At 69.7% G+C, this 25,231-nt stretch carries 25 protein-coding genes and 1 pseudogene; 9 read left to right on the forward strand and 17 right to left on the reverse strand.

Going from position 1 to position 25,231, the window contains the following annotated elements:
• Nucleotides 1–363: 363 nt before the first annotated feature.
• From ACTHK2_RS16960 to ACTHK2_RS16970, 3 genes are read right to left on the reverse strand one after another with little or no spacing between them, the layout of a single operon-like run.
• Nucleotides 364–1,080 (reverse strand): pseudouridine synthase, encoded by a 717-nt coding sequence (locus ACTHK2_RS16960; protein ID WP_440246919.1) that lies wholly within the window; start codon nt 1,078–1,080, stop codon nt 364–366.
• On the reverse strand, nt 1,077–2,141 hold the full coding sequence (locus ACTHK2_RS16965) for a class I SAM-dependent methyltransferase (protein ID WP_440246920.1): 1,065 nt from the start codon (nt 2,139–2,141) through the stop codon (nt 1,077–1,079). The genes ACTHK2_RS16960 and ACTHK2_RS16965 overlap by 4 nt, the downstream gene beginning before the upstream one ends.
• Nucleotides 2,142–2,163: 22 nt before the next feature.
• On the reverse strand, nt 2,164–2,544 hold the full coding sequence (locus tag ACTHK2_RS16970) for a YajD family HNH nuclease (RefSeq protein ID WP_440246921.1): 381 nt from the start codon (nt 2,542–2,544) through the stop codon (nt 2,164–2,166).
• Between the two features lie 354 nt (nt 2,545–2,898).
• Here ACTHK2_RS16970 and ACTHK2_RS16975 point away from each other — a divergent pair, with 354 nt between their 5' ends.
• Entirely contained in the window at nt 2,899–3,714 is an 816-nt protein-coding gene (locus tag ACTHK2_RS16975; RefSeq protein ID WP_440246922.1) for a transglutaminase domain-containing protein, read from the forward strand.
• 18 nt (nt 3,715–3,732) lie between these two features.
• Here the strand turns inward: ACTHK2_RS16975 and ACTHK2_RS16980 are convergent, their stop codons facing one another.
• The 4 genes and pseudogenes from ACTHK2_RS16980 to ACTHK2_RS16995 all read right to left on the reverse strand — a co-directional run bounded on the left by ACTHK2_RS16980 (nt 3,733) and on the right by ACTHK2_RS16995 (nt 6,860).
• On the reverse strand, nt 3,733–4,212 hold the full coding sequence (locus ACTHK2_RS16980) for a hypothetical protein (RefSeq protein WP_440246923.1): 480 nt from the start codon (nt 4,210–4,212) through the stop codon (nt 3,733–3,735).
• A 46-nt stretch (nt 4,213–4,258) separates the two neighbouring features.
• Nucleotides 4,259–4,693: a hypothetical protein gene (locus ACTHK2_RS16985; RefSeq protein ID WP_440246924.1), complete on the reverse strand. Its 435-nt coding sequence runs from the start codon at nt 4,691–4,693 to the stop codon at nt 4,259–4,261.
• A gap of 323 nt (nt 4,694–5,016) precedes the next feature.
• Nucleotides 5,017–6,666 (reverse strand): annotated as a pseudogene (locus ACTHK2_RS16990) (ABC-F family ATP-binding cassette domain-containing protein); the annotation flags it as partial.
• 56 nt (nt 6,667–6,722) lie between these two features.
• Nucleotides 6,723–6,860 (reverse strand): hypothetical protein, encoded by a 138-nt coding sequence (locus ACTHK2_RS16995; RefSeq protein WP_440246925.1) that lies wholly within the window; start codon nt 6,858–6,860, stop codon nt 6,723–6,725.
• 142 nt (nt 6,861–7,002) lie between these two features.
• Here ACTHK2_RS16995 and ACTHK2_RS17000 point away from each other — a divergent pair, with 142 nt between their 5' ends.
• The gene (locus ACTHK2_RS17000) at nt 7,003–8,478 is read left to right on the forward strand and encodes an MATE family efflux transporter (protein WP_440246926.1); all 1,476 of its coding nucleotides are present in this window, start codon (nt 7,003–7,005) and stop codon (nt 8,476–8,478) included.
• Here the strand turns inward: ACTHK2_RS17000 and ACTHK2_RS17005 are convergent.
• Nucleotides 8,397–8,966: a Rid family hydrolase gene (locus ACTHK2_RS17005; RefSeq protein WP_440246927.1), complete on the reverse strand. Its 570-nt coding sequence runs from the start codon at nt 8,964–8,966 to the stop codon at nt 8,397–8,399. The genes ACTHK2_RS17000 and ACTHK2_RS17005 overlap by 82 nt on opposite strands.
• A gap of 13 nt (nt 8,967–8,979) precedes the next feature.
• Nucleotides 8,980–9,735: a queuosine precursor transporter gene (locus ACTHK2_RS17010; protein ID WP_440246928.1), complete on the reverse strand. Its 756-nt coding sequence runs from the start codon at nt 9,733–9,735 to the stop codon at nt 8,980–8,982.
• Between the two features lie 112 nt (nt 9,736–9,847).
• Between ACTHK2_RS17010 and ACTHK2_RS17015 the strand changes: the two genes are divergently transcribed.
• From ACTHK2_RS17015 to ACTHK2_RS17025, 3 genes are all read left to right on the forward strand, one after another.
• A complete protein-coding gene (locus ACTHK2_RS17015; RefSeq protein ID WP_440246929.1) occupies nt 9,848–12,691 on the forward strand; it encodes a S53 family peptidase in 2,844 nt (947 codons plus the stop codon).
• A 155-nt stretch (nt 12,692–12,846) separates the two neighbouring features.
• Nucleotides 12,847–13,563 carry a YebC/PmpR family DNA-binding transcriptional regulator gene (locus ACTHK2_RS17020; protein ID WP_440246930.1) on the forward strand — a complete coding sequence of 239 codons (717 nt, stop codon included), beginning with the start codon at nt 12,847–12,849 and terminating at the stop codon, nt 13,561–13,563.
• A 75-nt stretch (nt 13,564–13,638) separates the two neighbouring features.
• Complete coding sequence (locus ACTHK2_RS17025; RefSeq protein ID WP_440246931.1) at nt 13,639–14,328, forward strand: HAD family hydrolase; 690 nt, start codon at nt 13,639–13,641, stop codon at nt 14,326–14,328.
• Nucleotides 14,329–14,545: 217 nt separating this feature from the next.
• Here ACTHK2_RS17025 and ACTHK2_RS17030 read toward each other — a convergent pair whose 3' ends face one another.
• Nucleotides 14,546–15,967 (reverse strand): M20/M25/M40 family metallo-hydrolase, encoded by a 1,422-nt coding sequence (locus ACTHK2_RS17030; RefSeq protein ID WP_440246932.1) that lies wholly within the window; start codon nt 15,965–15,967, stop codon nt 14,546–14,548.
• Between the two features lie 195 nt (nt 15,968–16,162).
• On the opposite strand from ACTHK2_RS17030, the gene ACTHK2_RS17035 reads away from it, so the two are divergent.
• Nucleotides 16,163–16,669, forward strand: coding sequence for a Rid family hydrolase (locus ACTHK2_RS17035; RefSeq protein WP_440246933.1), 507 nt, complete (start codon nt 16,163–16,165; stop codon nt 16,667–16,669).
• A 119-nt stretch (nt 16,670–16,788) separates the two neighbouring features.
• Here the strand turns inward: ACTHK2_RS17035 and ACTHK2_RS17040 are convergent, their stop codons facing one another.
• Complete coding sequence (locus tag ACTHK2_RS17040) at nt 16,789–17,502, reverse strand: pseudouridine synthase (protein WP_440246934.1); 714 nt, start codon at nt 17,500–17,502, stop codon at nt 16,789–16,791.
• Between the two features lie 120 nt (nt 17,503–17,622).
• Here ACTHK2_RS17040 and ACTHK2_RS17045 point away from each other — a divergent pair, with 120 nt between their 5' ends.
• Entirely contained in the window at nt 17,623–18,048 is a 426-nt protein-coding gene (locus tag ACTHK2_RS17045; protein ID WP_440246935.1) for an OsmC family protein, read from the forward strand.
• A gap of 101 nt (nt 18,049–18,149) precedes the next feature.
• On the opposite strand, the gene thpR is transcribed toward ACTHK2_RS17045, so the two are convergent.
• Nucleotides 18,150–18,932 (reverse strand): RNA 2',3'-cyclic phosphodiesterase, encoded by a 783-nt coding sequence (gene thpR / locus ACTHK2_RS17050; protein WP_440246936.1) that lies wholly within the window; start codon nt 18,930–18,932, stop codon nt 18,150–18,152.
• On the opposite strand from thpR, the gene ACTHK2_RS17055 reads away from it, so the two are divergent.
• Both ACTHK2_RS17055 and ACTHK2_RS17060 read left to right on the forward strand, forming a co-directional pair.
• Nucleotides 18,816–19,262: a YbaY family lipoprotein gene (locus ACTHK2_RS17055; RefSeq protein WP_440246937.1), complete on the forward strand. Its 447-nt coding sequence runs from the start codon at nt 18,816–18,818 to the stop codon at nt 19,260–19,262. The genes thpR and ACTHK2_RS17055 overlap by 117 nt on opposite strands.
• A complete protein-coding gene (locus ACTHK2_RS17060) occupies nt 19,174–19,620 on the forward strand; it encodes a VOC family protein (protein ID WP_440246938.1) in 447 nt (148 codons plus the stop codon). The genes ACTHK2_RS17055 and ACTHK2_RS17060 overlap by 89 nt, the downstream gene beginning before the upstream one ends.
• Nucleotides 19,621–19,699: 79 nt before the next feature.
• Here ACTHK2_RS17060 and ACTHK2_RS17065 read toward each other — a convergent pair whose 3' ends face one another.
• From ACTHK2_RS17065 to lysA, 5 genes are all read right to left on the reverse strand, one after another.
• The gene (locus ACTHK2_RS17065; protein WP_440246939.1) at nt 19,700–19,972 is read right to left on the reverse strand and encodes a hypothetical protein; all 273 of its coding nucleotides are present in this window, start codon (nt 19,970–19,972) and stop codon (nt 19,700–19,702) included.
• A gap of 110 nt (nt 19,973–20,082) precedes the next feature.
• Entirely contained in the window at nt 20,083–21,123 is a 1,041-nt protein-coding gene (locus ACTHK2_RS17070) for a serine hydrolase domain-containing protein (RefSeq protein ID WP_440246940.1), read from the reverse strand.
• An 11-nt stretch (nt 21,124–21,134) separates the two neighbouring features.
• Complete coding sequence (locus ACTHK2_RS17075) at nt 21,135–22,661, reverse strand: serine hydrolase domain-containing protein (RefSeq protein ID WP_440246941.1); 1,527 nt, start codon at nt 22,659–22,661, stop codon at nt 21,135–21,137.
• 20 nt (nt 22,662–22,681) lie between these two features.
• Nucleotides 22,682–23,896, reverse strand: a complete 1,215-nt coding sequence (locus tag ACTHK2_RS17080; RefSeq protein ID WP_440246942.1) for a dipeptidase — start codon at nt 23,894–23,896, stop codon at nt 22,682–22,684.
• The gene (gene lysA, locus ACTHK2_RS17085; protein WP_440246943.1) at nt 23,893–25,170 is read right to left on the reverse strand and encodes a diaminopimelate decarboxylase; all 1,278 of its coding nucleotides are present in this window, start codon (nt 25,168–25,170) and stop codon (nt 23,893–23,895) included. Before lysA ends, ACTHK2_RS17080 begins: the two co-directional genes overlap by 4 nt.
• Between the last annotated feature and the right edge of the window lie 61 nt (nt 25,171–25,231).

The following is a 25,231-nucleotide window of genomic DNA, read 5'->3' on the forward strand; positions in this document are numbered from 1 at the left end:
CCTACACGAGGGTGTAGGTCATCGCGGGAAACGATCGAAACCTCGTAGGGCGGGTCGAGCGCGCAGCGCGAGTCCCGCCGCAATCCCGCGACGGCCCGCGTCGACCGCGGCGCTTCGGCGGCACGCGCTGCGCGCGTACCGCCCTACGCGGGGATGCGAGGACTTCCGAAGATCGATGCGACTTCGTCGGTACCGAGCGCACGCCATTCGCCCGCAGGCACGTGGTCGAGCACGAGGCCGCCGATGGCGCTGCTGTGCAGCCTCGTAGGGCGGGTCGAGCGCGCAGCGCGAGTCCCGCCGCAATCCCGCGACGGCGCGCGTCGACCGCGGCGCTTCGGCGGCACGCGCTGCGCGCGTACCGCCCTACGCGGGGATGCATGGACTTGCGAAGATCGATGCGACTTCGTCGGTGCCGAGCGCGCGCCACTCGCCAGGAGGCAGCTGGTCGAGCACCAGGCCGCCGATGGCGCTGCGGTGCAGCGCGTCGACGTGGTTGCCGACCGCGGCGAACATGCGCCGTACCTGGTGGTAGCGGCCTTCGCTGATCGACAGGCGCGCGCGGCGTGGCCCGAGCGCTTCGAGTTTCGCCGGCGCGAGTGGCGTCGTTTCCGATTCGAGCATGAGCGTGCCGCTCGCGAACAGCGCGGCCTCGTCACCGCGCAGGTCGTGCGCGAGCGTCGCCTCGTACACCTTCACCACCGCCGCGCGTGGCGAGATGACCCGGTGCAGCAGCGCGCCGTCGTCGGTCCACAGCAAGAGACCCGAGGTGTCGCGGTCGAGCCGGCCAATGGTCGACAGCGCGGGGCTGCGCGCGCGCCAACGCGGCGGCAGCAAGTCATAGACGATGCGCCCGGCGTCCTTGGTCGAACAGGTGTAACCGACCGGCTTGTGCATCATGAGCACGAGCCCCGGCGGCGGATCGAGCGGCTCGCCGTCGATGCGGATGCGCGCGTGTTCGACCCTGTCGTCGGCGTACAGCACCTCGCCGTCGGCGTCGGTGATGCGGCCCGCGCGGAACATCTGGGTGACTTCCTTGCGGCTGCCATAACCGAGGTTGGCGATGAGCTTGACGAGTTTCACGCGCGCGGTTCCTTTGCTTCGATGACCTTGTAGCCGTCGCGCTCGACCACGGTGCGCAGCGCACGGAAGCGCGCGGCGAGCGTCGCCTCGTACGGCAGGTGGCGGTTCGCGACGAGCAGCAGCACGCCGTGCGGCTCGAGCGCGTTCGCGGCCGCCTCGATGAAAGCACGGCCGAGCGCGGGCTCGTCGGCGCGCCCCTGGTGGAACGGCGGGTTGCTCACGATCGCATCGTAGCGGCGCGGCAGGCCGCGCGTGACGTCGTGCCAGAGGAACGCGGTCGCGATCGCGCGCCGGTTCGCCGCGAGTGTCGCGAGCAGGTTCGCTTCGGCCGGTTCGCGCGCACGCGCTTCCGCCTCGTAGAGGTCGAGCACCTCGACGCCTTCGCAGCGCCGCACGATTTCGCAGGCGAGATAACCGTAGCCAGCGCCGAGGTCGGCAACGCGCGGGCCCAGCGTCGGCGGCAGGTGTTCGGCGAGCAGTGCGGACGCGGCATCGACGCGATCCCAGGCGAACAGGCCGGGACGGCTCATCCAGGCGCCCTCGGCGATCGGTCGCGTCGCGTCGAGCGCGCCCCACTCCGCGGCGAGTGCAGCGTCGACGCGCGCGTCGAGCGGTGCGGTCCAGCAGACGCGGCACTTGTGCCGCGACGCGCCCTGCAATGCGCCGGCGAGGCGTGCGAGATCGGCCATGCTCGAGCGCGCGCCTTCGTTGTTCGGCTGGCACGCGACGACGATGCCGCCGTCCGCGGCCATGCGAACCGCGCGCGCGAACAGCGCACGCGCCTCGCCACGCTGGCGCGGTGGGATCAGGAGGACGAGCGGCGCGCTCGGCGACACCACGTCGACGAGCCGCGCACCGCTGCGCTCGAGCGCGTCGGCGAACGGCTTGAACGTCTGCACGCAGGCGAACGCGTCGCGCCAGCGCGCGACCCAGGCGCCCGTGCGTGCGCGCAGGAACACGGCGTCGCGAGCGGCGCCCGCGCGAGCAGGCAGCGCGACCTGCCCCTGCGCGAGCGGCAGGAACAGCGTGTCGAGCACGTCCTCGACGTCGACCGCGCTCATGCGTGGCGGCGCGCCGGCGGCATCAGGCCTCGCCCTTGCCGTGCGCGAGCAGCGCCTTGAGGTCGGCGAACGGGTTCGACGTCGCGGCCGCGGAAGGCGGCGCCGGCGCGTCGTAGCCGGCGCCCCGCACGTGATCGATGTAGCGCGAGTGCTCGTTGTCGTGGCAATACACGCAAAGCAGCTCCCAGTTGCTGCCGTCGGCCGGATTGTCGTCGTGGTCGTGGTTGCGATGATGGACCGTGAGTTCCGGCAGGTTCGCGCGCGTGAACGTGCGCCCGCAGCGGCCGCAAACCCACGGATACATCTTCAACGCGCGTTCGCGGTAGCCGAGTTCGCGCTGCTCCGCCGCGCGGCGCGCCGCGGCGACGATGCGGTCGAGCTTGTCGTCGTCGGGCTTGCGCATGCTCAGGCGGGACGGGGCGTCGGGGGCGGAGGCGCATGTTAACGCGTCTCCCCGCAGGCATCCCTGGGTCGCGACCGCCGCGACGACCGCCTCGCGGCGGCGGCCAGCTCGGCGCCGAGCGCCTCGAACCCGGCGTAGCGCGCCATTACAGGTAGACGCGCGGATGGTGCGCGTCGACGCCTCCGCCCGCGACCTGCAGAACCACGGCCTGAGGGCCGGGTGTTCCTCGAGCACCGGTCTCACGCTCGCGCTTCCGGCGCGAGCGGCGCCGCGCGACCCCGCCGGCCGCGTGATCGCGTTGGACATCGCGTGCGCCATCGCGCACGCTCGTCCCATCGACTCCGGATTCCACGCATGCGATCGACCCCGCGTACCGCCCTCCTTTGCTGCGCCCTGCTCGTCGCGTGCGGCGCCGGCGCCGCCGAACCGAAGCCGAGCAATGAGGAGGTCGAACGCAGCCTGCGCAAGCTGCTCGTCGCCTCGCCGTACCGCATTTCCGAGTCGGCGCGCGCGGGCACGATCCGCTTCCGCGTGCAGACGCTCGGCGCACCCTGGGCGTGGCCGGAAACACACGAACAGCACGTGCGCAACGACGGCGCGACGACCGAACTGACGATCTGCGCCGACTGCGGCGAGGAAGCGCCGCCGAGCGCGGAGGACCTGCGCCGCTACCTCGAACCGAACGCATGGGTGCAGAGCCGAGACCGGCGCGTGATCGCGTTCGCGCGCGCGGCGACCGGCGGCACGGTCGATTCGCGGATGAACCAGCTCGTGCTCGCGGTGCAACGCAAGCTGACCGGCACGATCGATTTCCGCGAATACCGGACCGCGACCGAAGCGCTGATCTCGCGCGGCGGCGACTGCACCGAGTTCGCGATCCTGCTCGCCGCCGCGGCCCGCGCGCGGCACATCCCGACGCGCGTCGTCGCGGGCGTGTCGTACGCGAGCCACTTCCTCGGCGAGCGGCACGCGTTCAGCCCGCACATGTGGGTGCAAGCCTGGGACGGGCGACACTGGACGAGCTACGACGCCGCGCTCGGCAAGTTCGACGCGGGACACATCGCGATCAGCATCGGCGACGGCACGCCGGACGGATTCCGGGGTGAGATGCACGCGATCGCGCGGATGCACATCGTCGAAGCGGCCGGCGTCGTCAGGGACGCCGGTTGATCACGTCAGCGCAACGGCTCAGCGCGACGTCGCGGGGTCGGTTTCGTGCACGAGCGGCAGTTCGGGCAATGCGTCGTTCGCATCGACGAATTCGACGGCAGCCGGGTCGCTGATGCCCCCGACGGTAATCATCTCGAGCTTTCCGGACAGGTCGACGTATTCCTGCGACGGCGACGACGGAGAGCCGTGGATGCCCGGCGGCGGCGGGACTTCCGCTGGCGGCGACGTCGCCTGGGTCGTCACCGCGTCCTGCGCGTGGCCAATCGGCGACGACAGGGCCAGCGCAGCGCCGAACCCGAGAGCAGCGCCACGTCCGACCGTGCGATACGAAATGCACAGGGGTCCCTTCGCACCGCGCACGAAAGCAATGCGCTCCGCATCGCTCATGCCGTCGAGCGAATGGACCGCCTTGCTGCAACGACCGCAGTAGCCGGCGATGCGCCGCTGCTCGTCGATGCCGAGCGGACAGGGCTGGTCGATCTTCGGGAAGCAGGCCACGGCGTTTTCCTCGCGCGGGTGTCGCCGACAGGTTACGGCAAGCGCCTCAGCGCGCGCCAGCCTCGTGCACGATCGGCAGTTCCGGGACGTCGTCGTCCCCGCCGTCGACCATCGCGGCGGACTTCGGATCGCTGACGCCGCCCATGAGCAGTACCTGCGGTTCCTCAGGCGGCGTCGGCGCCGTCGACGCGGCGCCCGCGGAAACCGTCGCCTGGATCTCGGTGCCGACCGGATCGGCCTGGCCCGGCACGGCCACCGATATCGCGAGCGCGACGCCGAGGCCGAGCGCGACGCCGCGACGCAGGCGGTAGGACACGCAGATCGGCCCGGGCGCGTTGCGCACGAATGCGATGCGTTCGGCGTCGCTCATCGCATCGAGCCCGTGCACGGCCTTGCTGCAATGGTTGCAGAAACCGGCGATGCGTCGCTGCGCATCGATGCCGAGCGGACAGGGCTGGTCGATCTTCGGGAAGCAGGCCATCGCGGATCTCCGTACGTCGGTGGCGGCGCGGCGCGCCGGTGACCACGGAGGATGCAACGCAGGCGCGCGGGGCACGGGGTTGAACCGACGCGGGAGATCCGTTGTGGGAGCGGCGGAAGCCGCGATGCTCTTCAGCCCTCGGCCCAAAAGCATCGCGCCTCCCGGCGCTCCCGCAGAAAGAAAGCGCGCAGGACGGGCCGAGGCGCAGCACCGGATCCGCCGCCAGCGCGGCTTGGTCCAGCCCGCGGCATCGTGCCGATACCGAGTGCGGCGGCACGCGCGATGCGCGTGCCGCCCTACGCGGCCGCGCGCTTGCCCTTGCCCTGCTCCGGCGTGCCGCCGCCCGAACCGCGCGCACGCAACCATGCGGCATATTCGTCGAGGTCGCCCTTGAACTCCTCGACCTTGCCGTCGGCGACGCGCCAGAACGTGTCGCAGACGAGGCCCGTCAGATGGCGGTCGTGGGAGACGAGCACGATCGCGCCGTCGAAGTCGCTGAGCGCCTCGGCGAGCGCCTCGCGCATTTCGAGGTCGAGGTGGTTGGTCGGCTCGTCGAGCAGGAGCACGTTCGGCTTGCGCCAGGCGATCAGCGCGAGCGCGAGGCGCGCGCGTTCACCGCCTGAGAAGCCGTCGATGACTTCGAACGCGCGATCGCCCGGGAAATTCCAGCGGCCGAGATAGTCGCGGAAATCCTGCGTCGACACGCCGGGCGCGATCTCGCGCAGGTGGTCGATCGGCGTCTGCCCTTCGTGCAATGACTCGACCGTGTGCTGTGCGAAATAGCCGAGCACGAGGTCCGGATGCGCGGTGCGCTCGCCCGCGAGCGGCGGCAGCTCGCCGACCAGCGTCTTCACCAGGGTCGACTTGCCCGCGCCGTTCGGGCCGAGCAGGCCGATGCGGTCGCCGGCTTCGAGGCCGAACTTCACGTCCTTCACGATCACCGCGTGGCCATGGTCCTCGATCACGGCATGGTCGGACGGCCCCGCATGCGTGCTGCCCCTGAGCGTGTAGCCTGCATCGACGTGATTGAGCCGCAGCAGCGAATGCGGAAGCTTGACGGGTTCCGGGAAGTTGATGCGGATCTGCCGCTCGGCGCGCACCGCTTCCGTACCGCTGAGCTTGGCCAGGCGCTTGACGCGCGACTGCGCCTGCTTGGCCTTGCTCGCCTTCGCCTTGAAGCGCGCGATGAACGCCTCGAGGTGCGCGCGCTCGGCCTGTTCCTTCTCGAACGCGATCTGCTGCAGACGCAGGTGCTCGGCGCGCTGGTGCTCGAAGCTCGTGTAGTCGCCGCTGTAGAGCTTGGCGCGCTGCTCGTGCAGGTGCAGCGTGTGCGTGCAGAGGCCGTCGAGGAACTCGCGGTCGTGCGAGATCATGAGCAGCATGCCCGGATACTTCTGCAGCCACTGCTCGAGCCAGAGCACCGCGTCGAGGTCGAGGTGGTTGGTCGGCTCGTCGAGCAGCAGCAGGTCCGACGGCATCATCAGCGCACGCGCGAGGTTGAGGCGCACGCGCCAGCCGCCGGAGAACTCGGCGACCGCCATGCGGTGCGTGTCGGCCTTGAAGCCGAGGCCATGCAACAGCCGGCCCGCGCGCGCTTCGGCGTCGTAGCCGTTGATCTCGGCGAGCTTCTGGTGGGCGGCCGCGACCGCGTCCCAGTCCTCGGCGGCCGTCGCAGCGCGCTCGGCTTCGAGCACCGCGTGCACTTCGGCGTCACCGGACACGACGAAGTCGATCGCGGCGTCCGGCAACGAGGGCGTCTCCTGCGCGACGCTGGCGATGCGCAGGCGGTTCGGCAGGTCGACGTCGCCCTTGTCGGGCTCGACCTCGCCCATCACGGCCGCGAACAGGCTCGACTTGCCGCAGCCGTTGCGGCCGACGACGCCGCCCTTCGCGCCGGCATGCAGCGCGATGTCGACGTCGGACAGGAGCAGGCGTTCGCCGCGTCGCAGGGCGAAATTTCTGAAGGCGATCATGGGGTTCGAAGGTGCGGCGGAACCCCGCAGTGTAACCGACGCGCGCCCCGCCGGCATCAATCGGCGAGGCCGCGGACCATCTGCACGAGCGCATCGGCGAGCCGCGTGGGCGTCGCACCGATGTCGCCGGCCAGCCCGCAGAGCAAGAGCGGTGCGCCGAGCTGCGCCTCGCGATGATCGCCGCGGTCCGCCATCGAAGCGAGACTGGAGGGCCGCGGGCGTGATTCGCGGCCATCCCGTGGGGACATTGTATCGCGATGCCGCCTCATCGACGAGTCGTTACAGGCGCAACGGATCGGCGCAGAATGCGCCGCCCTCCCCGCCGGAACGCCCGCCATGAAGGACCTGACGCAAGGCTCGATCACGCGCCATCTCGTCGCGCTCGCGCTGCCGATCGCGATCGGCATGCTGTTCCAGACGTTGTACGTGCTGGTCGACCTCTATTTCGTCGCGCAGCTCGGCGACGCGGCGATCGCCGGCGTCGCCACCGCGGGCAACCTGCAGTTCATCATCATGGGCCTGACCCAGGTGCTCGGCGTCGGTGCGATGGCGCTGATCGCGCGCGCGGTCGGCGCGAAGAACCAGGCCGATGCGAACCTCGTGTTCAACCAGAGCCTGCTGATCGCCGCGGTGTTCGCGGCGATCACGCTCGCCGGCGGCTACGCGTTCGCCGGTGCCTATGCGCGCGCGCTCGGCGCGGACGCCGAAACGGCGGCGCTGGGTACGACTTACCTGCATTGGTTCCTGCCTGGGCTCGCGCTGCAGTTCGCCCTCATCGCGATGGGTTCGGCACTGCGCGGTACGGGCCTCGCCAAGCCGGGCATGGCCGTGCAGGTCGCTACCGTCGTGCTCACTGCGATCCTCGCGCCGGTGCTCATCGCGGGATGGGGCACGGGCCAGCCGCTCGGCATCGCGGGCGCGGGGCTCGCGACCTCGCTCGCGGTCGCGGCCGGCGTCGTCATGATGATCGTGTACTTCGCGCGCCTCGAAAAGTACGTCGGCGTCGACACCGCCCTGCTCAGCCCCGACTTCGCGACGTGGAAGCGCATCCTGAAGATCGGCGTGCCGCCGGGCGGCGAGTTCGCGCTGATGTTCCTGTTCCTCGCGCTCGTCTACTTCATCATCCGACCGTTCGGTCCCGCCGCCCAGGCGGGTTTCGGCGTCGGCTCGCGCGTGATGCAGGCGATCTTCCTGCCGGCGATGGCGGTCGCGTTCGCGGTCGCGCCGCTCGCCGGGCAGAACGCCGGGGCGCGCCTGCTGCCGCGCGTGCGCGAAACCTTCGACAAGGCCGCGCTGATCGGCAGCGCGATCATGGCCGTGCTCACCCTGTTCTGCCACTGGAGACCGGACTTGCTGGTCGGATTCTTCACCCGGGACGCCGAAGTCGTGCGCGTAGGCAGCGAGTTCCTGCGCATCATCTCGTGGAATTTCGTCGCACAGGGCCTGATCTTCACCTGCGCCGGCATGTTCCAGGCGCTCGGCCACACGCTGCCGCCGCTCTATTGCACCGCGACACGCGTTGCCGTGTTCGCGACCGTCGCGTGGTGGCTGTCGACGCAGCCGGGCTTCGAGCTGCACGAAGTCTGGTACGTGTCGGTCGCGACGGTGACCCTGCAGGCGATCCTCATCATCACGCTGCTGCTGCGCGACATCGGCCGGCGCACGCGCGCGGCGATACCGGCAGCGACCTGCGGTTGGCGGCGACGGCGGCTGCGCCCGCCGTCGCTTCGTCAACGCGGCGTGTCGGTTCCGACGAGCGCGTTGCACTGCACTTCGACGCGCGCGCCGAGCGCCAGGCCACCGGTCGCGTAGGCCATGCGCGCGGGAAAGTGCCGCTTGAAGTAGCCTCGATAGACCTCGTTGAAGGCGGGCCAGTCCTTGATGTCGGCGAGCGCGACCGTGCACTGCACGACGCGATCCCACGACGAGCCGTGGCGCGCGAGCGTGTCGCCGATGTTCTGCATGAGCTGCTTGGTCTCGGCCGCGATGCCGCCGGCGACGAGCTTGCCGTCGGTGCCGGTGCCGATTTCACCCGAAAGGTAGAGCATGCGGTCGACGCGCACGGCTTCGGAGAATGGCAGGTTCATGCCGGGTGGCGCGTGGGTGACCGGGAAGTACTCGACGTCGTCCGCGGCGAACGCGGGCACGGCGAAGGCGAGCAGCGTGCCGAGGGTGAGGCGCAGCGTTGGGCTGCGGGCGTTCGGCGCAAGAGCATCGCGGCTGAAGCCGCTCCCGCGGAAAGCGTCGCCGAAGCCGTTCCTGCGTTGACGGGTGTTCCCGTGGGACGTCGATGCGTGCATGGGCGACTCCGTGTCAGGGGCGCAGCGGTCGCTGTTCGCCTTCGTCGCGCAGGCTGAACGGCGTGAAGTGCGTGTGCTCGTCGTAGATGTCGACGCCTTCGCGGCGCTTGAGGAAGCCGATTACCGCGTAGGTCACGGGCGTCAGCACGATCTCGACGAGCACCTTCATGGTCCAGTTGAACGCGATCACCTTGAGCATCGTCTGGCCGGACCAGATGCCGGCGAACGCGATCGGGTAGAACGTGATGCTGTCCAGGCCTTCGCCGACGATGGTCGAGCCGATCGTGCGCGTCCACAGCCAGCGCCCGTTGGTCCACAGCTTCATCTTCGCCATCACCCACGAGTTGGCGAAGTCGCCGATCCAGTAGGCGACCATCGAGGCGAGCATGATGCGCCAGCTCGCGCCGAAGACGATTTCCAGCGCAGGCTGCAGTTGCTGGTTGAACGGCTCCTCCGGGCTCGGCGTCATGCCGATGACCGCGACCGTCATGACGCACGCGAACGCGAGGCCGCCGAACCCGGCCCAGATCGCGCGCCGTGCGCGCGAATAGCCGTACACCTCGGTCAGCACGTCGTCGAAGATGTAGCTGATCGGGAAGAACAGGTTGCCCGCGCCGAACGTGAGCGCGCCGAGCAGCGGCAGGGTGACCGTGCAGACCTTGGCCGGGCCGATCAGGTTGGAACAGAGCAGGACCGCGACCATGCCGCCGACGAGCAGGTCGTAATAGCGGAACCCCGGCGCGCGAGCCGCGGTCGTGGATGCACTCATGGGTTCTCCCGCGATGAACGCGCCATCATAGCGCCTGGGCGAAGCTTCGGTTGCGGCCGTGCCGTCCGATGCATACTGTCGCGTTATACCTTTTCACCACGCAAGGATGAACATGAACCCGATGTGGAAGCATCGCGTCGCCGCATGGCTGGGGCTCGTTCTGCTCGCGGCATCGCCGATGCACGCGCCCGCCGCCGAAGGCGATCTCGTGAAGTCGGCCGTCGACCCCGCCAGGCGCGTCGCGCTCGCCGGCACGCGCCCCGCATGGACGCACGCCGAGCGCGCGCGCAACGACGTCGATGCCGACCTGCGCCTCGAGCGTGTCACCCTGGTGCTCAATCGCACGCCCGAACGCCAGGCCGCGTTCGAAGCGCTGCTGCGCGACCAACAGGACCCGCGTTCGCCGCGCTACCACCGGTGGCTCGGTGCGCAGGAGATCGGCGAGCGCTACGGCGCCAGCCCCGCCGACATCGCGGCACTGTCCGCCTGGTTGCGCAGCGAGGGGCTCGATGTCGTGGCGGTCGCGCCGAGCCGCACGCGCCTGCGCATCGGCGGGCGCAGCGCGGATCTCGCCCGCGCATTCGGCACGCAGCTCGCTAGGTTCGACGATACCGAGGGCATGCGCATCGGCGCCAAATCCGCGCCACGCATTCCGGCCGCCTTCGAAGCCGCCGTGCGCGGCGTGGTCGGCCTCGACGCGATCACCTTCCGCTCGAGCCATCGCGTCGGAGCACCGCGCAGCGCATCGATCGGCAAGGCCGCGATCTCGCCCTCGGGCACGACCTGCGACGCCACCGGTTGCGACCACGTGGTCTTCCCGGCCGATTTCGCGCGCATCTATGGCCTCGATGCGGCGCCGGCGAGCGCACTCGACGGCAGCGGCGTATCCATCGCGATCGTCGCGCGCGAGCGCGTCTACGCGGAGGACGTCCGCAACTTCCAGTCGATCGCGAACCTGCCGCAGCGTGCGGTGCAAGTCGTCATTCCGCCCGGATCGCTCGACCCGGGAGACCCCGCGACCACGTGCGGCACCGTCGGCGCGCCCAGTTGCGAAGATCCCGGCGACGCGGTCGGCGACCAGTTCGAGGCGACGCTCGACGTCGAACTCGCGGGTGCGACCGCACCGGGCGCGACGATCAAGCTCGTGACCGCCGGCGACGGCGACGATGATGCGCACAATGGCGTGCAGGAAGCGATCGAGTACGTGATCGACGCGACACCGCCGCCCGCGAAGATCATGAGCATCAGCTACGGCAGCTGCGAACCCGACAACGGCGCGTCCGTCACGCGGTACATCGACGACCTGTTCGCGCAAGCCGCCGCCGAGGGCATCTCGGTGTTCGTCGCCTCGGGCGACTCGGGCGCCGCGGACTGCGCCGACCACACGGCCGCGCCGCCGCCGAACCAGTCGCTCGCGATCAACGTGCTGTGTGCATCGGGGCACGTCACCTGCGTCGGCGGCACGCAGTTCGCCGACACCACCAACCCGCTCGCCTACTGGTCGAACAGCAACGCCGCCGGCTATCGGTCCGCGTTCGGCTACATCCCCGAGGGCGCATGGAACGAACCCTTCGACGGCGACGGCAACCCCGCGCTCGGCGCGACCGGCGGTGGCACGAGCCTGTACATCGCGCGCCCGGATTGGCAGACCGGACCGGGCGTGCCGACCACGGGCGGACGCAATACGCCCGACGTGTCGTTCACCGCGGCCCAGCATGACGGCTACTTCACCTGCATGGCCGCGCAACGCGGTTCGTGCGCCGTCGCCGGCGGGAGCTTCAGCTTCCTCGTCAGCAGTGGCACTTCGGCGTCGACGCCCGCGATGGCCGGCGTCGCGGCCCTGCTCTCCCAGAAGTTCGGCGGCGCGCAAGGCAACCTTAACCCGCGCCTGTACGCGCTCGCCTCGCCGCTGAAGGGCGTGTTCCACGACGTGACCGTGGCGACCAGCGGCGTGACCTCGTGCAGCGCGAGCGTGCCGAGCCCGTGCAACAACAGCACCAACGGCCCGAACGGTGCGAGCGGGGGACTGCAAGGCTATGTCGTCACCGACGGCTACGACCTTGCGACCGGCCTCGGCTCGATCGCGGTCGATCGCCTCGTCGCGGACTGGGGCGACGTCCCGACCGGCGGCGTCGAACTGAACCAGCACGGCATCAGCGGTTCTTGGGCCGATCCGGACACCACGAGCCAGGGCATCCTCATGACCGTGCAACCGGATTTCTACGGCCCCGGCAGCGGTTTCCTGTTCGGCGGATGGTTCGCCTATGGCCCTGATGTCTCCGACGGGCTGCGCTGGTACACGATGCAGGGCCAGGTGTCCGGCACGACCGCGGTCCTGCCCGTGCTCGAAACGGTCGGCGGCCGCTTCGATTCGCTCCAGGCGACGACGACGCGACCGGTGGGCGCGGTCACGCTGCATTTCGAGGATTGCTCGCACGCGACGCTGGAATACGTGATCGACGGCCAGCCGCGCTCGGGTACCACGCCACTGACGCGGCTGCTGCCGAACGTGACGTGCACGCCCGCGGGCGCGAACGGCGCGACCGCAGGCCAGTACCTGCTGTCGGGCGTGTGGGCGGACGTGGGCGGCAACGACGGACAGGGACTCGTGCTCGATGCGAACCCGACCCAGCACGTGCTGTTCGGCGCGTGGTACACGTTCGCCGCGAACGGCACGGCGGGCAGCGGCGCCACGGGACAACGCTGGTACACGCTGCAGGCGAACCTGCCGGGCGGTTCACAGATCGGCGCCATATCGATCTACGAGAGCAAGGGCGGCGCGTTCGGCGAGACGAAGCCGACGACGACGACCGCGGTCGGCACCGCGAGCCTTGCTTTCCACAGCTGCACGTCCGCGACCCTGACGTATGCGTTCGACGCGACCACGAACGCAGGCCAGCACGGCACGCTCGAACTCACGCGCCTGACGCCCGCTCCCGCCGGCTGCCACCTGTAACGGCGCCACGCCCTTCCCGGGGCCGGGACGGCGACGGCACGCGGCGGCCGCCCGCCGCGCGCTCATGGCGCCGTGGCAAGTAGAATGTCGCTCCCCCGCAGCCGGATGACGGCTGCGGGGATCGCCATCGACTTCAGCGACCCACAGGAATCCCCATGGGCAGAGGCCCCAGCATCGAAAACCGCAAGAACGCCGAGGACGCGCGCCGCGGCAAGATCTTCACCAAGCTCATCCGCGAGATCACGATCGCCGCGCGCACTGGCGCCGACCCCGCCGGCAATGCGCGCCTGCGCGTCGCGATGGACAAGGCGCTGTCGGCGAACATGTCCAAGGACACGATCGAGCGCGCGATCAAGCGTGGTTCGGGCGCGGACGGCGCGGACGACATGCAGGAGCTGCGCTACGAAGGCTACGGTCCGTCCGGCGTCGCGCTCATCATCGACGCAATGACCGACAACCCGGTGCGTACCGTCGCCGACGTGCGTCATGCGCTGTCCAAGCACGGCGGCAACCTCGGCACGTCGGGCTCGGTCGCGTTCCAGTTCAAGGAACTGGGCGAGATCGTGCTCGATACGAAGGCGTCGGGCGGCGAGGACAGGATCCTCGAGCTCGCGCTCGACGCAGGTGCCGACGACGTCGTCGGCGAAGCCGATGCGTCGGTCGTGCTGTGCGCCCCGGAGAGTTTCGAAGTGGGGAAGAAGGCGCTCGTCGCCGCGGGCCTCGCGCCGATCAGCGCCGACATCGTGATGCGTCCGGACAACCGCGTCGCGGTCAGCGGCGAGGCCGAGGAAACGCTCGGCAAGCTGCTCGACTGGCTGGAAGAACTCGACGACGTTCAGGACGTTTATCACAACGCCGCGTTCAGCGACTGAACGCTCGCGATCGGCGACACGACGCGCGCGGAACCCGGCGCTAGACTGCGGGTTCCCCCCGCCGGGACCACCGCCATGCTGAGTTCGCCGCCGACCGCCTTCCTGTTCGACCTCGACGGCACGCTGGTCGACAGCGTCTACGAGCACGTGCTCGCATGGCAGGAGGCGCTCGACAGCGAGGGCATTTCGATGTCGGTGTGGCGCATCCATCGCCGCATCGGCATGAGCGGCGGGCTCATGATGAACGTGCTGCTGCGCGAGAGCGGCATCGCGATCGACGAGGCGCGCGCCGAACGCCTGCGCCGCGCGCACGCGGCGGCGTACAACCGGCGCTCGGCCATGATCCGGCCGCTGCCGGGCGCGCGTGAACTGGTCGCGTACCTGTCCGCTTCATCGATTCCGTGGGCGGTCGCGACGAGCGGCCGCATGGAAACCGCTGGGCCGGTGCTCGCGACCCTTGGCGTCGACCCAGCACGCGTGCCCGTCATCACGCGTGACCTCGTGCGCTACGCCAAGCCCGATCCCGACCTGTTCCTCGCGGCGGCGGAGCGGCTCGGCATCGCGATCGAACAGTCGACCGTGGTCGGCGACGCCGTATGGGACATGCTCGCCGCGCGTCGCGCGCGCGCGCTCGGCATCGGCCTGCTCTCCGGTGGCTACTCGGAAGGCGAACTCGAACGCGCCGGCGCGTATCGCGTGTTCGAAGACCCCGCCGACCTGCTGCGCCACATCGACGAAGTCGGCGGGCGTGGCGCGCTCACGTAGCGTCGCGCCCCGGCATGGGGAGGCATCGCGTTGCGCATATCCCATGGAAGCGATGCCTACGCGCGACGGGCCTCGTCCGTTCGCGCTGAGCGCAGGCCGCAGGCCGGCGTCGAAGGGGCGTCGCCTCGGTGGCGGGTGCTTCGGCGCCGCCCGCTTCGCGGCTAGCGCTCAGCGCGAACGGGCTCGGGTGTGGAGCCGGCAAAGGCCTGCGCCTGGATCATTCGTTCGCGTTCGCGTAGAGCTTCACGACCTCGTAGAGGAAGCGCCGACCGTCGAGCAGCGACTTCACGCGGATGCGCTCGTTCAGCCCGTGTGCGTGGCTGCCTTCGATGTCGTGGAACATGCCCGAGAGGCCATAGGTCGGCGTGCCGGCCGCGTTGAGGAAGCGGCCGTCGGTCGCGCCGGTCGACATCGTCGGCACGATCGCGACGCCGGGCCAGATCGATTCGGCGACCTTGCGTACCGGAGCCATGATCGCCGGCGACAGGTTCGGCGCGTTGCCGACCGGGCTCGGCTCGCCGATCGCGGTGATCGAAATGTCGGCATCGTCGGCGAGCCGTGCGAGCGTGTTCTTCACCGCCTCGAGCGGCACGCCCGGCAGGATGCGGCAATTGACGTTCGCACCCGCGCGCTGCGGCAACGCGTTCGGCGCATGGCCCGCGTCGACCATCGTCGCGACGCAGGTCGTGCGCAGCATGCTGTTCCACCCCGGATTGAGCGTCCAGAGGCGGTCCGCCGCGGCCGCATCGGGCGGATCGGCGAGCACGGCCTTGATGTCCTCGGCGACCGCCTGCGGCGCGAGTTCGAGCTGTGCCTTGAAGTAGCCGCGCGTGACGTCGTTGAGGCTGATCGGGAACTGGTACGCCGCGATGCGGCCGAGCGCCGCGCTGAGCGCGTAGATCGGGTTCTTCTTCGTCGGCCGAGAGCTGTGGCCACCCTTGTCGGTGACCTCGAGGCGGAAGTCCTGGTAGACCTTTTCGCCCGCCTGTACCTGCAGCGCGACCGGCTTGCCGTGCTCATCGAGTTCGCCCCCGGCGCCTTCGTTGAGCGCGAACGCCGCTTGCGTGAGTTCGGGATGCTCCTTGATGAGCCATTCGACGCCGTCGAACGTATCGGACGTTTCCTCACCGCAGGTGAGCAGCAAACGGATGTCGCGGCGCGGCTGGAAGCCTTCCTTGTGGTAGCGGATCAGGCTGTCGGTGAACACCGCCGCCATCGCCTTGTCGTCGCTCGCGCCGCGCGCGTAGAACCAGCCGTCTTCCTCGACGAGCTTGAACGGATCGCGTACCCAGTCCTCACGCTTTGCCTCGACCACGTCGAGGTGGGCGAGCAGGATGATCGCCTTCGCCGTCGGGTCGCTGCCCTTGATCGTCGCGACGAGGTTGCCGTCTTTCGGCCGCTGCGATGGCACGAGCACCTGCGTGTCCGCGGCGGGGATGCCGCCCTCGACGAGCCGCGCCTGCATCGCCTGCGCCGCCTCGGTGCAGCTGCCGACCGACAGGGTCGTGTTGATCTCGACGAGCTGCTTGTACAAGGCGCGGAACGACGCCTCGCCCGCATCGGGCTTCTTCGCGGCGGCGGGCAACGCGACGGCCGCGAGCGCGGCGACGAGCATCGAGGCGAGACGGTTCGGCTGCATCGGAGGTTCCTGTTCGGCACGAGCCGCAAGCATGGATCGCCGGCCCCATGCACGGCAAGGCGCTTTACACGGCGCGAACATTCGCCGCCGTCGCCCGGCGCACGGGATGCACGCCCCGGCGAGGCGATCGGTTTTCGCGCGCCGCCGCGTATTAGGGTAGGCCGCGGCCGCATCGCCGCATTCCAGACGACTGCCATGCGCTTCCTGCTTCCCGCCCTCGCCGCCACCCTGCTCGGCGCCGGTTGCGCCACCGCTCCGGTGCCGACCAAGACGATCGTGATCCCGGCCGGCGCCGACGCCGCGTACGACACCTGGCACTACGCTCCTGCGGTTCGCGTCGGCGACACCGTGTACGTATCGGGCATCCCGGCCGGGCCCGGTGACGACTACGACACGCGCATCCGCAACATGTTCGCGCGCCTCCAGCGCACGCTCGAAGCCGCGGGCGCGAGCATGGAAGACGTGGTCGAGATCACCTCGTTCCACAAGGAGCCGAAGGACACCGCGAGCTTCGACGCCGAGTTCGAGCGCTTCTTCGCGATCCACAAGGAGTACTTCCCTAGCGGCTATCCCGCCTCGACGATCGTCGGAACGACCGCGCTGCTCGCCGAAGGCGCGCCGGTCGAGATGCGCGCGGTCGCGGTGGTCGGCGCCGGCAAGCACCTCGTCGTGCAACGCGCGAAGCCACCAGCGGTGAAGTAGTCGGCCCGACGAAGTCGCGATGTTCCGTCGCTGCAGGGCGGCGCGTGCATCGCGCGTGCACCGTCAGATGCATCGCGCCTTCCGGCCCTGCCACAACACCGGAGGCCGCCCGCGGCCTGTCACCAGTCCGTGCGATCGGGCAACAGGCCGCGCAATTCGGATTCGGTGAGATTGCGCCACTGGCCGACCTTGAGCGCGCCGAGCTTGATGTTGACGATGCGCACGCGGCGCAGCTGCGTCACGCGATAGCCGAATGCGGCGGCCATCAGGCGGATCTGGCGGTTGAGGCCTTGCGTCAGCACGATGCGGAAGCCGAACTTGGCGATGCGCGCGGTGCGGCACGGCTTGGTCATCTGGCCGTGGATGCGCACGCCGCGCGCCATGCCGGCAAGGAACTCAGGCGTGACCGGCTTGTTCACCGCGACGAGGTATTCCTTCTCGTGGCGATTCTCCGAGCGGAGGATCTCGTTGACGATGTCGCCGTTGCTGGTGAGCAGGATCAGGCCTTCCGACTCCTTGTCGAGCCGGCCGACGGGGAACACGCGCTGCGGGTGGTCGACGAAGTCGACGATGTTGCCGCCGACCTCGCGCTCGGTCGTGCAGGTGATGCCGACCGGCTTGTTGAGCGCGATGTAGACGTGCCGCCTGCCCTTCGCATTCGCCTTGCGCGCGAGCAGCGCCTGGCCGTCGACGAGCACTTCGTCGCCCTCCTCCACCTGCGTGCCGATGCCGGCCGGCACACCGTTGACGGTGACGCGTTTCTCAACGATCAGGCGGTCCGCTTCGCGGCGCGAGCAGTGGCCGCTCTCGGCGATGTGTTTGTTCAGTCGCATCCGCGCATTCTACGGGCTCGCGCCCCAGCAGTTGCACCGTCACGCGAACCGGGTAGGCTGGCGCTCCCGGCGCACCGACGGCGCGCATCCCTCCCGTTCGGATCCGAAGGAGAATCCCCGATGAAGAAGCATGCTTCCGCGGTATGGACCGGCAGCCTCAAGGAAGGCAAGGGCACGATCTCGACCGAGACGCGCGTGCTCGCCGATGCGCCGTACGGGTTCAAGTCGCGCTTCGAGGACGGACCCGGCACGAACCCCGAAGAGCTCATCGGCGCCGCCCATGCGGGCTGCTTCTCGATGGCGCTGTCGGCGCAGCTGAGCAACGCGGGCACGCCGCCCGAGCGCATCGAGACGAAGGCCGAGATCACCTTCGACAAGGTCGGAGACGGCTTCGCGATCACCGCGAGCCACCTGACCGTGAGCGCGAAGGTGCCCGGGCTCGATGCCGCTAAGTTCCAGGAGCTCGCGACCAAGGCGAAGGAAGGCTGTCCGGTCTCGAAGGTGCTCAATGCGAACATCACGATGGATGCGACGCTGGTGAGCTGAGCAGCGGGCATGGGTCCAGCGCGTCTGTAGGCCGTCGCCCCGGTTACTCCCGAGGCAAAATGGATTCCGGCTTTCGCGGTCGAGCGGTCGTTCGCACAAGCTCAGGCGAGCGGCCAGCGTCCGATCACGCGGTATGGTTCCGGAGGCTGGCTGTCGATGAGTACGAACTCCTCGACATGCCAGTCGATCGGCGGCGCGAGCGGCCGGCGCACGGCGTGTTCGGCATCGCGCAGGATCGTCACGTGCGGCACCATCCGGCTTGCGCCGTGCGTGCGGCAGGCGTGGCGCGCGAGCGCGCGGCCGAGGGCATCGTGCAGTTGCAGCAGTGCCGCAGGCGCTTCCTGGCACCCGAGCCAGACCGGCATCCGGCGCGCACCGAAGCTGCCGACCACGTCGAGTCGGAAGTCGAACTGCGGCAGCGTGATGCCCCCGGCAGCGGCGACGGCGCGTGCGACGAGGTCGGGCGGCACCTGCGCGAACTCGCCGAGGAACTGCAGCGTGAGATGGTAGCGCGCGGGCTTGAGCCAGCGCCCGTGCGGATCATGCTCCGCGCGCAACGCGGCGGCCGCTGCGGCCATTGCCGCTCGCGTCGCAGGTGCCGGCGCCAGGGCGAAGAAGAGGTTGCGTATCGCGGGTGCGGGCGCGAAGCCGGGGAGTTCGCCTTGCATCGACGCCAGTCTACGCGATCGGCGCGCGGTGCCGCGCCTGCGGCTGCACGGACGGCGCGCGCGGTGGTACAACATGCGCGTCGCGATCCGGAGTACGCCATGCGCCTCGTACCGTTGTTCGCCGTCGCTGCGGCGCTCGCCGCGTGCCAGTCGGTGCCGGCGCCGGATCGCGACGCGAGTGCGACGCCACCACCGGCACCCCACGACGTCGTGCATGGCCGGGCGTTTCACCTCGAGCGCATACTCATGCCGGCCGGCGCCGTGCTCGAAGTGCAACTCATCGACGATCGCATCGCCGACGGGCCGGACCTCTCGCGTGCGGCGACGATCGCGCGCATGAGCTACGGCGAGCTGCGTGCCCCGCCCTACGCATTCGATCTCCCGTATGACCCTGCCCGCGTCGAAGCGGGCGGCGCTTACAGCCTGCGCGCGGCCTTGCGCGACGAGGAAGGCCGGCTTGCCTTCATCACCGACCACCGCGTGCAGGTCACGCCCGGCGCCGCGGCGCCGGTCGAATTCCGGCTCGTGCGCACCACCCTTCCCTGAGCAGCCATGCCGACGACCGACCATCCGATCGACTACATCCAATTGCCTGCAGCCGACGTCGCGCAGTTGCACCGTTGCAAGCGATTCTTCGCCGCGGCATTCGGCTGGAAGTACCAGGACTGGGGCGACGACTACCACGCCATCAAGCGGCGTAGGCAGCGGCATCAACGCGGATGCCACTCACCGCCCGCCGCATCCGCTCGCAGTCATCCACGCGCGGGACCTTGAAGGCACACGCAGCCGCGTGATCGCTGCGGGTGGTGAGATCACGCGCGAGATCTTCGCGTTTCCCGGTGGGCGGCGGTTCCACTTCCGCGATCCGGCCGGCAACGAACTCGCGGTGTGGTCGAAGGACTGAGGCCGGTCTCGTCACCACTGAGACATCGCTAACGGGTGTCGACGTTGCCGTCGCCCGGCGCCCCGCGGGAAAAACAGCATCAGCGCCGGCGATGGTGGTCGCGGCGATGGTCGTGGTTGCGATGATGGTAGTAGCGGTCGTAATGCACGCCGAAACCGATGGTCGGATAGGAATACCCGTAGTAGCCCGGCGAATCATCGTAGTAGTAGACGTCGGGTCGATAGCTGTAGCGGCTGCTGTAATAGACGCTCCCGCGGTAGCCGTCGTGACGCACGTAACCTCGTTCATAGACGCAACCGCCGAGCGCGGCGAGCAGGGTCACTCCGAGTGCGGTTTTCAGGATCGTTTTCATGACGCATGCCTCGTTCTCTTGAGGTAACGGCGACGCTACGCCTGCGGCGTTAAATCCGGGCTGAGCCAGTGGGCCCCATGCCATTCAGCGCGGATTTCGTTGCGCGCGCTTCAGAAGAAGAGATGCCCGATGGAGAGTGCGATGCGATAGGGCTCGGGCTCGTTGCGATTGCTCAGCACGACCACGGTCAGGTGGCGATCCGGCCAGCGCACGATGACGTTGCGGAAACCGATCGTCTCGCCCGAATGCCATTGCGTATTGCCGGTGAGGCGCCAGCCGAATCCGTACTCGACGTCGGCGACGTCGGTCTTCGTCCATGGCGTGAACGCGAGCCGGCGCGATGCCTCGCCGAGCAGGCGATCATCGTACGCGGCCGCGTCCCAGCGCGCGAGATCGTCGATCGAGGAATAGATGCCGCCATCGCCGAGCACGGCGCTGGTCAGGCTCTGGTCCGTGCGTTGCCATCGGCCGTCGACCTCGCTGTAGCCGTAGGCGCGGTGCGGCACGGGCGGGCCTTCCTGTACCCAGGCGAGCGTACCGCGCATGCCCAGCGGCTCGAAGATGCGCACGCGCAGGAAGTCCTGGAAGCCCAGTCCGGATGCGCGTTCGACGACGAGCGCGAGCAGCGCATAGCCGCCGTTGCTGTAGCGATACGCCGTGCCCGGTGCGAAGTGCAGGCTCGGCTCGCGTTCGAGCAGGTGCAACACGTCGATGTCGCGAAGTGGTGCAGCGAGATCGGCCGGCATGAGGTCCTCGTAGTCGATCAGGCCGCCCGTATGCGTCAGGAGGTGGCGGATCGTGATCGCGTCGTCGCCCGCGGGCAGCGAAGGCAGCCAGCGGCGCACCGGATCGTCGAGTCCGAGGCGTCCGTCTTCGGCGAGCAGCAGGATCGCCGCGGCGGTGAACTGCTTGGTCACCGATGCCAGGCGGTAGTTCGTCGCCGGCGTCGAGGTGATACCCTGCTCGAGATCGGCACGGCCGTACGCCTTGCGCAGCACCGGCGTGCCGTCGCGGAGCACGAGCACCGAAGCGCCGGGCACGTCGCCCGCGTACGCCTGCATCATCGCGTCGACGCGAGCCTCATGCGTCGCCCGTGCCGTGCATCCCGCGAGCAACGCGCCCATGGCCACTCCTGCCAGCCGATATCGCATCGCGAACTCCGTCAGTCGCAGTCGCGCACGCGGCGGAACGCGAGGTCCTCGAAATCGAAGCTGAAGTCGGCGCGCGGACCGACCTTTTCGAGCGTCAACGTGCCGTCGCGGGCGTCGACAGGCAGGTCGATCCACGCTTCGGCATCGACGCGGACATCGTCCCAGGCGACGAAGGCGCGGCCCTGCGAGCGCATGACGATGCCATCGAGGAGCGGCGACTTCGCCGCGCGGAAACGCACCCTGCCCGCGTCCTCGCACAACGCCGCCTCGCCGAACCATGGATCGCGCCAGATACCGAGGCGCGTGCGCACTTCGTCCGCCGCAACGGGTTGACGCACCGATACATCCGGTGCCGCCTCGCCGCGCGCTACGGGCTCGGCCGCGACGCGCGCGGCATAGCCCGCGATCGTCGCGTGTTCGTCCGGCGCGGTGAAATGCTTGAGCAGCACTTCGCCGAGCGTCGTGCGCGCCGCCCCGCCGTCGCCGTTGATGAGCACGACGAATGCCGCGTGGCGATCGGGCAGCAGCATCAGCAACGAGTACATGCCCGACAGCGTGCCGGTGTGCGACACGGTCCACGTGCCGTCGACGTCGGCGAGGCGCCAACCGAGCGCATACGCGTACGCATGCGTGCGATCCCAATCGCGACGGCGCGTGGAGATCGGCATCGGCGTGTGTGCAGTCCACAACTCCCGACGCCGCTCGGCCGGGAGCCAGGCGAGTTGCCGCTCGTCCGGCGCGAGCCAGTTGCGTGCCCACGTGAGCATGTCGTCGAGGCTGCAACGGATGCCCCCGGCGGCCGCCGACGTGATCGCCGGCACGACGTCCGCATCCGCATTGATCACCACGTTGCGGTCGTCCTTGCGCATGTGCGGCTGGGCGACGTCGTCCACGTCCGCGCTGCGCCAGCTGCCGACGCGGCAACGCGACAACCCGAGCGGCTGGAACACCTCGCGCCGCACGAGGTCCTCGTACGACGCGCCGCCCGCGGCCGCGGCGACTTCACCGGCGACCACGTACAGCAGGTTGTCGTAGGCATAGCGCGAGCGGAAGCTGTGCTGCGGCACGAGCCAGGCGAGGCCGGCGAGGATGTCGGCACGCGTGAACGCGTTCGGCTCGGGCCACAGCATGAGGTCGCCCGCGCCCTCTCGCAGGCCGCTGTTGTGCACGAGCAGGTCCTGCACCTCGATGTTGCGCGTGACCCAGTCGTCGTGCATGCGGAACCGTGGCAGGTGGCGCGTGACCGGATCGTCCCAGCGCAGCTTGCCGGCGGCGACGAGTCGCGCGAGCAGCGCGGTCGTCATCGCCTTGCTGTTGGAGGCGATCTTGAACAGCGTGCGCGACGTGACCGGCTTGCCGGAACCTGCGACCGTCTCGCCCGCCGTGCGCACCCACGCGACGCGGTCGTGCTCGATCACGCCGACCGCGAGACCCGGCAGGTGGTAGCGCGCCATCGCGTCGTCGAATGCGATGTCGTACGGCGAGCGCGGCTCGGCCGCGCCGCAGAGGGCCGGGGCCATCACGGCGACGAGCGACATCAGCTTCCGGATTCCATGCCTCACCGCCCCACCTCCTCATGCCTCGCGGCGACATCGATCGCCGCCTGCCACACACGCAGCAGGTTGCCGCTCCAGATCTTGCGGATCGCTTCGTCGTCGTAGCCGCGCCGGCGCAGTCCGTCGGTAACGTTGCGCGTCTGCGCGGCATCGATCCAGCCGTCGACGCCACCGCCACCATCGAAGTCGGAGGCGATACCGACGTGGTCGATGCCGGCGACGCGCACGACGTGCTGCACGTGGTCGAGGAACATGTCGAGCGTCGCGAGCGGATACCGTGCATCGATCCGTTGCATGCCTTCGAGGTACGCGGGCAGGAAACCGTGCTTCTCGCTGTCGTATTCGCCATCGCCCGCCTGCGCGGCAACGGCCTTCTGCAGGGCCTTCTCGGCCGCCTCGCGTGCGGAATCGCGCTTGACGAACTCGCGATACGCGACCGCCTGGATCACGCCACCGCGCGCCGCAATCGCGCGCAGCAGCTCGTCCGGCAGGTTGCGCGCATGGTCGACCAGCGCGCGCGCGGACGAATGCGAGGCGATGATCGGCGCGCGCGAGATGGCGAGTACGTCGCGCACGCACGCATCGGACGCATGCGAGACGTCGACCATCATGCCGAGCGCGTTCGCGCGCGCGACCGCGGCGCGGCCGAATTCGCTAATCCCCTCTTCGTTCGATTCGTGCCGCTCCGCATCGGGCAGAGAACTCGTGCAGAGGTCGTTGTTGCCGACATGGACGAGGCCGAGGTAGCGCGCGCCGCCCGCCCACGCCGCATCGATGCGCGCGAGGTCATGGCCGAGCGAGTACGCGTTCTCGATTCCGATCGCGGCCGACAGCAGGCCATGGGCGCGATTGGCGAGGATGTCCTCTGGCGTGCGCGCGAGGCGGATGCGCGCTGGGTAACGCTGCAGCAAGCGACCGATCGCGGCGTACTTGCGCCCGGCCTGTGCGACCGCATGCGCGTAGCCTTCCGCGTCCAGCGGGCCCTGCTCGACGAACACGACGAGGAACACGGCATCGAGGCCGCCGCGCTCCATCTTGCCGAGGTCGACCTTGAGCGGGGTGTCGCCGCCGGCGTCGAAGCGCGGCTCGGCCATGTAGGCGAACGGGATGTCGACGTGCGTGTCGAGCGTGAGCGGGCGTCCGTCGCGCGCACGGTGCGTGGCGCACGCCGATGCCAGCAACGCGGCGAACGCCGCGACGGCAGCGCGCGCGATCATGCGACCTGCCAGTCGCGCGCGGGCTGTTCGCCGGCGAGCATTTCCTCGAAACCCTGTCGCCGCCGGATCACCGCGTAGCGGCCGCGCTCGAGCATCGCTTCCGCCGCGAGGGGGCGCGAGTTGTAGGTCGATGCCATGGAAGCCCCGTAGGCGCCGGTCGTTTCGATCATGACGAGATCTCCTTCCTCGCAGCGCGGCAACTCGCGTCCACGGGCGAAGGTATCGCCGGTTTCGCAGACAGGTCCGACAACATCGTAGACGATGCGCTCGCGTTCGCGCCCGTGCAGCGGTTCGATCGCATGCCAGGCATCGTACAGGCTCGGCCGCAGCAGATCGTTCATCGCCGCGTCGAGCACGAGGAAGCGCCGCTGCGCGCCGTGCTTGACGCGGATCACGCGCGTGAGCAGCACGCCGGCTTCGGCGACGAGCCATCGCCCCGGTTCGACGATGAGCTGTCCATCGAAGCCGCGCATCGCGTGGCGCAATGCGCGCGCATGGTCGGCGACGTCGACCGGAATGTCGTGGCCTTCGCGATAGCACACGCCGAGGCCGCCGCCCGCGTCGATGCAGGCGACCATGTGGCCGGCCCGGGCGAGCTCGCCGGCGAACCCGGCGATCCGTTCGAAGGCGTGCCGGAAGGGCGCGAGGTCGAGCACCTGCGAGCCGATGTGCGCGTGCAGCCCGTCGAGCACGACGTTCGGCCGCCGCGCGCGCTCGTCGAACCATCGCCATGCCTCGGCGGGCTCGACGCCGAACTTGTTCTCCGCCTTGCCGGTCGCGATCTTCGCGTGTGTGCCCGCATCCACGTCGGGATTCACGCGCACCGACGCGCGCGCGCACTGCATGCGTTCGCGCGCGACGCGCTGGAGCAGGTCGAGCTCGTCGCGCGACTCGACGTTGAAACGGCCGATCCCGGCGGCGAGCGCCTCGCCGATCTCGTCGGCGGTCTTGCCGACGCCGGAGAATACGATGCGCGCCGGCGCGATGCCCGCGCGCAGGCTGCGCCGCAACTCGCCCGCCGAAACGATGTCGGCGCCGAAGCCTTCATCCGCCATCAGCGCGAGCACGGCGACGTTCGGATTCGCCTTCACCGCATAGCAGACGAGTGCATCGAGCCCGGCGAGCGCCGCGCGCAGTTCCGCGGCGCGCCGGCGCAACGCACTCGCCGAGATCACGTGCAAAGGCGTGCCGAGGCGGCGCGCGAGCGCGTCGAGATCGACGCCGTCGAGGCGGGCGCGATCGCCTGCCGGTCCTTCCTCGGCCCATGCCGACATGCTGCTGCTCCCGTGCCCGAAAAAAGACGGCGGCCCCGACCTCGGGCCGCCGTGGGGAGCA

Origin of the sequence: Dokdonella sp. (genome assembly GCF_051958935.1) — a bacterium.
Classification (GTDB): Bacteria; Pseudomonadota; Gammaproteobacteria; order Xanthomonadales; family Rhodanobacteraceae; genus Dokdonella_A.

Bases quoted from the DNA above. Each gene is read 5' to 3' on its own strand.
- ACTHK2_RS17065 (WP_440246939.1), bottom strand. From the start codon at position 19,972: ATGAAAACGATCCTGAAAACCGCACTCGGAGTGACCCTGCTCGCCGCG.
- ACTHK2_RS17005 (WP_440246927.1), bottom strand. From the start codon at position 8,966: ATGCACGCATCGACGTCCCACGGGAACACCCGTCAACGCAGGAACGGC.
- ACTHK2_RS17000 (WP_440246926.1), top strand. From the start codon at position 7,003: ATGAAGGACCTGACGCAAGGCTCGATCACGCGCCATCTCGTCGCGCTC.
- ACTHK2_RS16970 (WP_440246921.1), bottom strand. From the start codon at position 2,544: ATGCGCAAGCCCGACGACGACAAGCTCGACCGCATCGTCGCCGCGGCG.
- ACTHK2_RS17070 (WP_440246940.1), bottom strand. From the start codon at position 21,123: ATGCGATATCGGCTGGCAGGAGTGGCCATGGGCGCGTTGCTCGCGGGA.
- ACTHK2_RS16965 (WP_440246920.1), bottom strand. From the start codon at position 2,141: ATGAGCGCGGTCGACGTCGAGGACGTGCTCGACACGCTGTTCCTGCCG.
- ACTHK2_RS16985 (WP_440246924.1), bottom strand. From the start codon at position 4,693: ATGGCCTGCTTCCCGAAGATCGACCAGCCCTGTCCGCTCGGCATCGAT.
- lysA (WP_440246943.1), bottom strand. From the start codon at position 25,170: ATGTCGGCATGGGCCGAGGAAGGACCGGCAGGCGATCGCGCCCGCCTC.
- thpR (WP_440246936.1), bottom strand. From the start codon at position 18,932: ATGCACGACGTCGTGGGGTGCCGGTGGTGGCGTCGCACTCGCGTCGCG.
- ACTHK2_RS17020 (WP_440246930.1), top strand. From the start codon at position 12,847: ATGGGCAGAGGCCCCAGCATCGAAAACCGCAAGAACGCCGAGGACGCG.
- ACTHK2_RS17025 (WP_440246931.1), top strand. From the start codon at position 13,639: ATGCTGAGTTCGCCGCCGACCGCCTTCCTGTTCGACCTCGACGGCACG.
- ACTHK2_RS17055 (WP_440246937.1), top strand. From the start codon at position 18,816: ATGCGCCTCGTACCGTTGTTCGCCGTCGCTGCGGCGCTCGCCGCGTGC.
- ACTHK2_RS17035 (WP_440246933.1), top strand. From the start codon at position 16,163: ATGCGCTTCCTGCTTCCCGCCCTCGCCGCCACCCTGCTCGGCGCCGGT.
- ACTHK2_RS16975 (WP_440246922.1), top strand. From the start codon at position 2,899: ATGCGATCGACCCCGCGTACCGCCCTCCTTTGCTGCGCCCTGCTCGTC.
- ACTHK2_RS17075 (WP_440246941.1), bottom strand. From the start codon at position 22,661: ATGTCGCTCGTCGCCGTGATGGCCCCGGCCCTCTGCGGCGCGGCCGAG.
- ACTHK2_RS17015 (WP_440246929.1), top strand. From the start codon at position 9,848: ATGAACCCGATGTGGAAGCATCGCGTCGCCGCATGGCTGGGGCTCGTT.
- ACTHK2_RS17080 (WP_440246942.1), bottom strand. From the start codon at position 23,896: ATGATCGCGCGCGCTGCCGTCGCGGCGTTCGCCGCGTTGCTGGCATCG.
- ACTHK2_RS17010 (WP_440246928.1), bottom strand. From the start codon at position 9,735: ATGAGTGCATCCACGACCGCGGCTCGCGCGCCGGGGTTCCGCTATTAC.
- ACTHK2_RS16995 (WP_440246925.1), bottom strand. From the start codon at position 6,860: ATGGCGGACCGCGGCGATCATCGCGAGGCGCAGCTCGGCGCACCGCTC.
- ACTHK2_RS17045 (WP_440246935.1), top strand. From the start codon at position 17,623: ATGAAGAAGCATGCTTCCGCGGTATGGACCGGCAGCCTCAAGGAAGGC.
- ACTHK2_RS17030 (WP_440246932.1), bottom strand. From the start codon at position 15,967: ATGCAGCCGAACCGTCTCGCCTCGATGCTCGTCGCCGCGCTCGCGGCC.
- ACTHK2_RS17040 (WP_440246934.1), bottom strand. From the start codon at position 17,502: ATGCGACTGAACAAACACATCGCCGAGAGCGGCCACTGCTCGCGCCGC.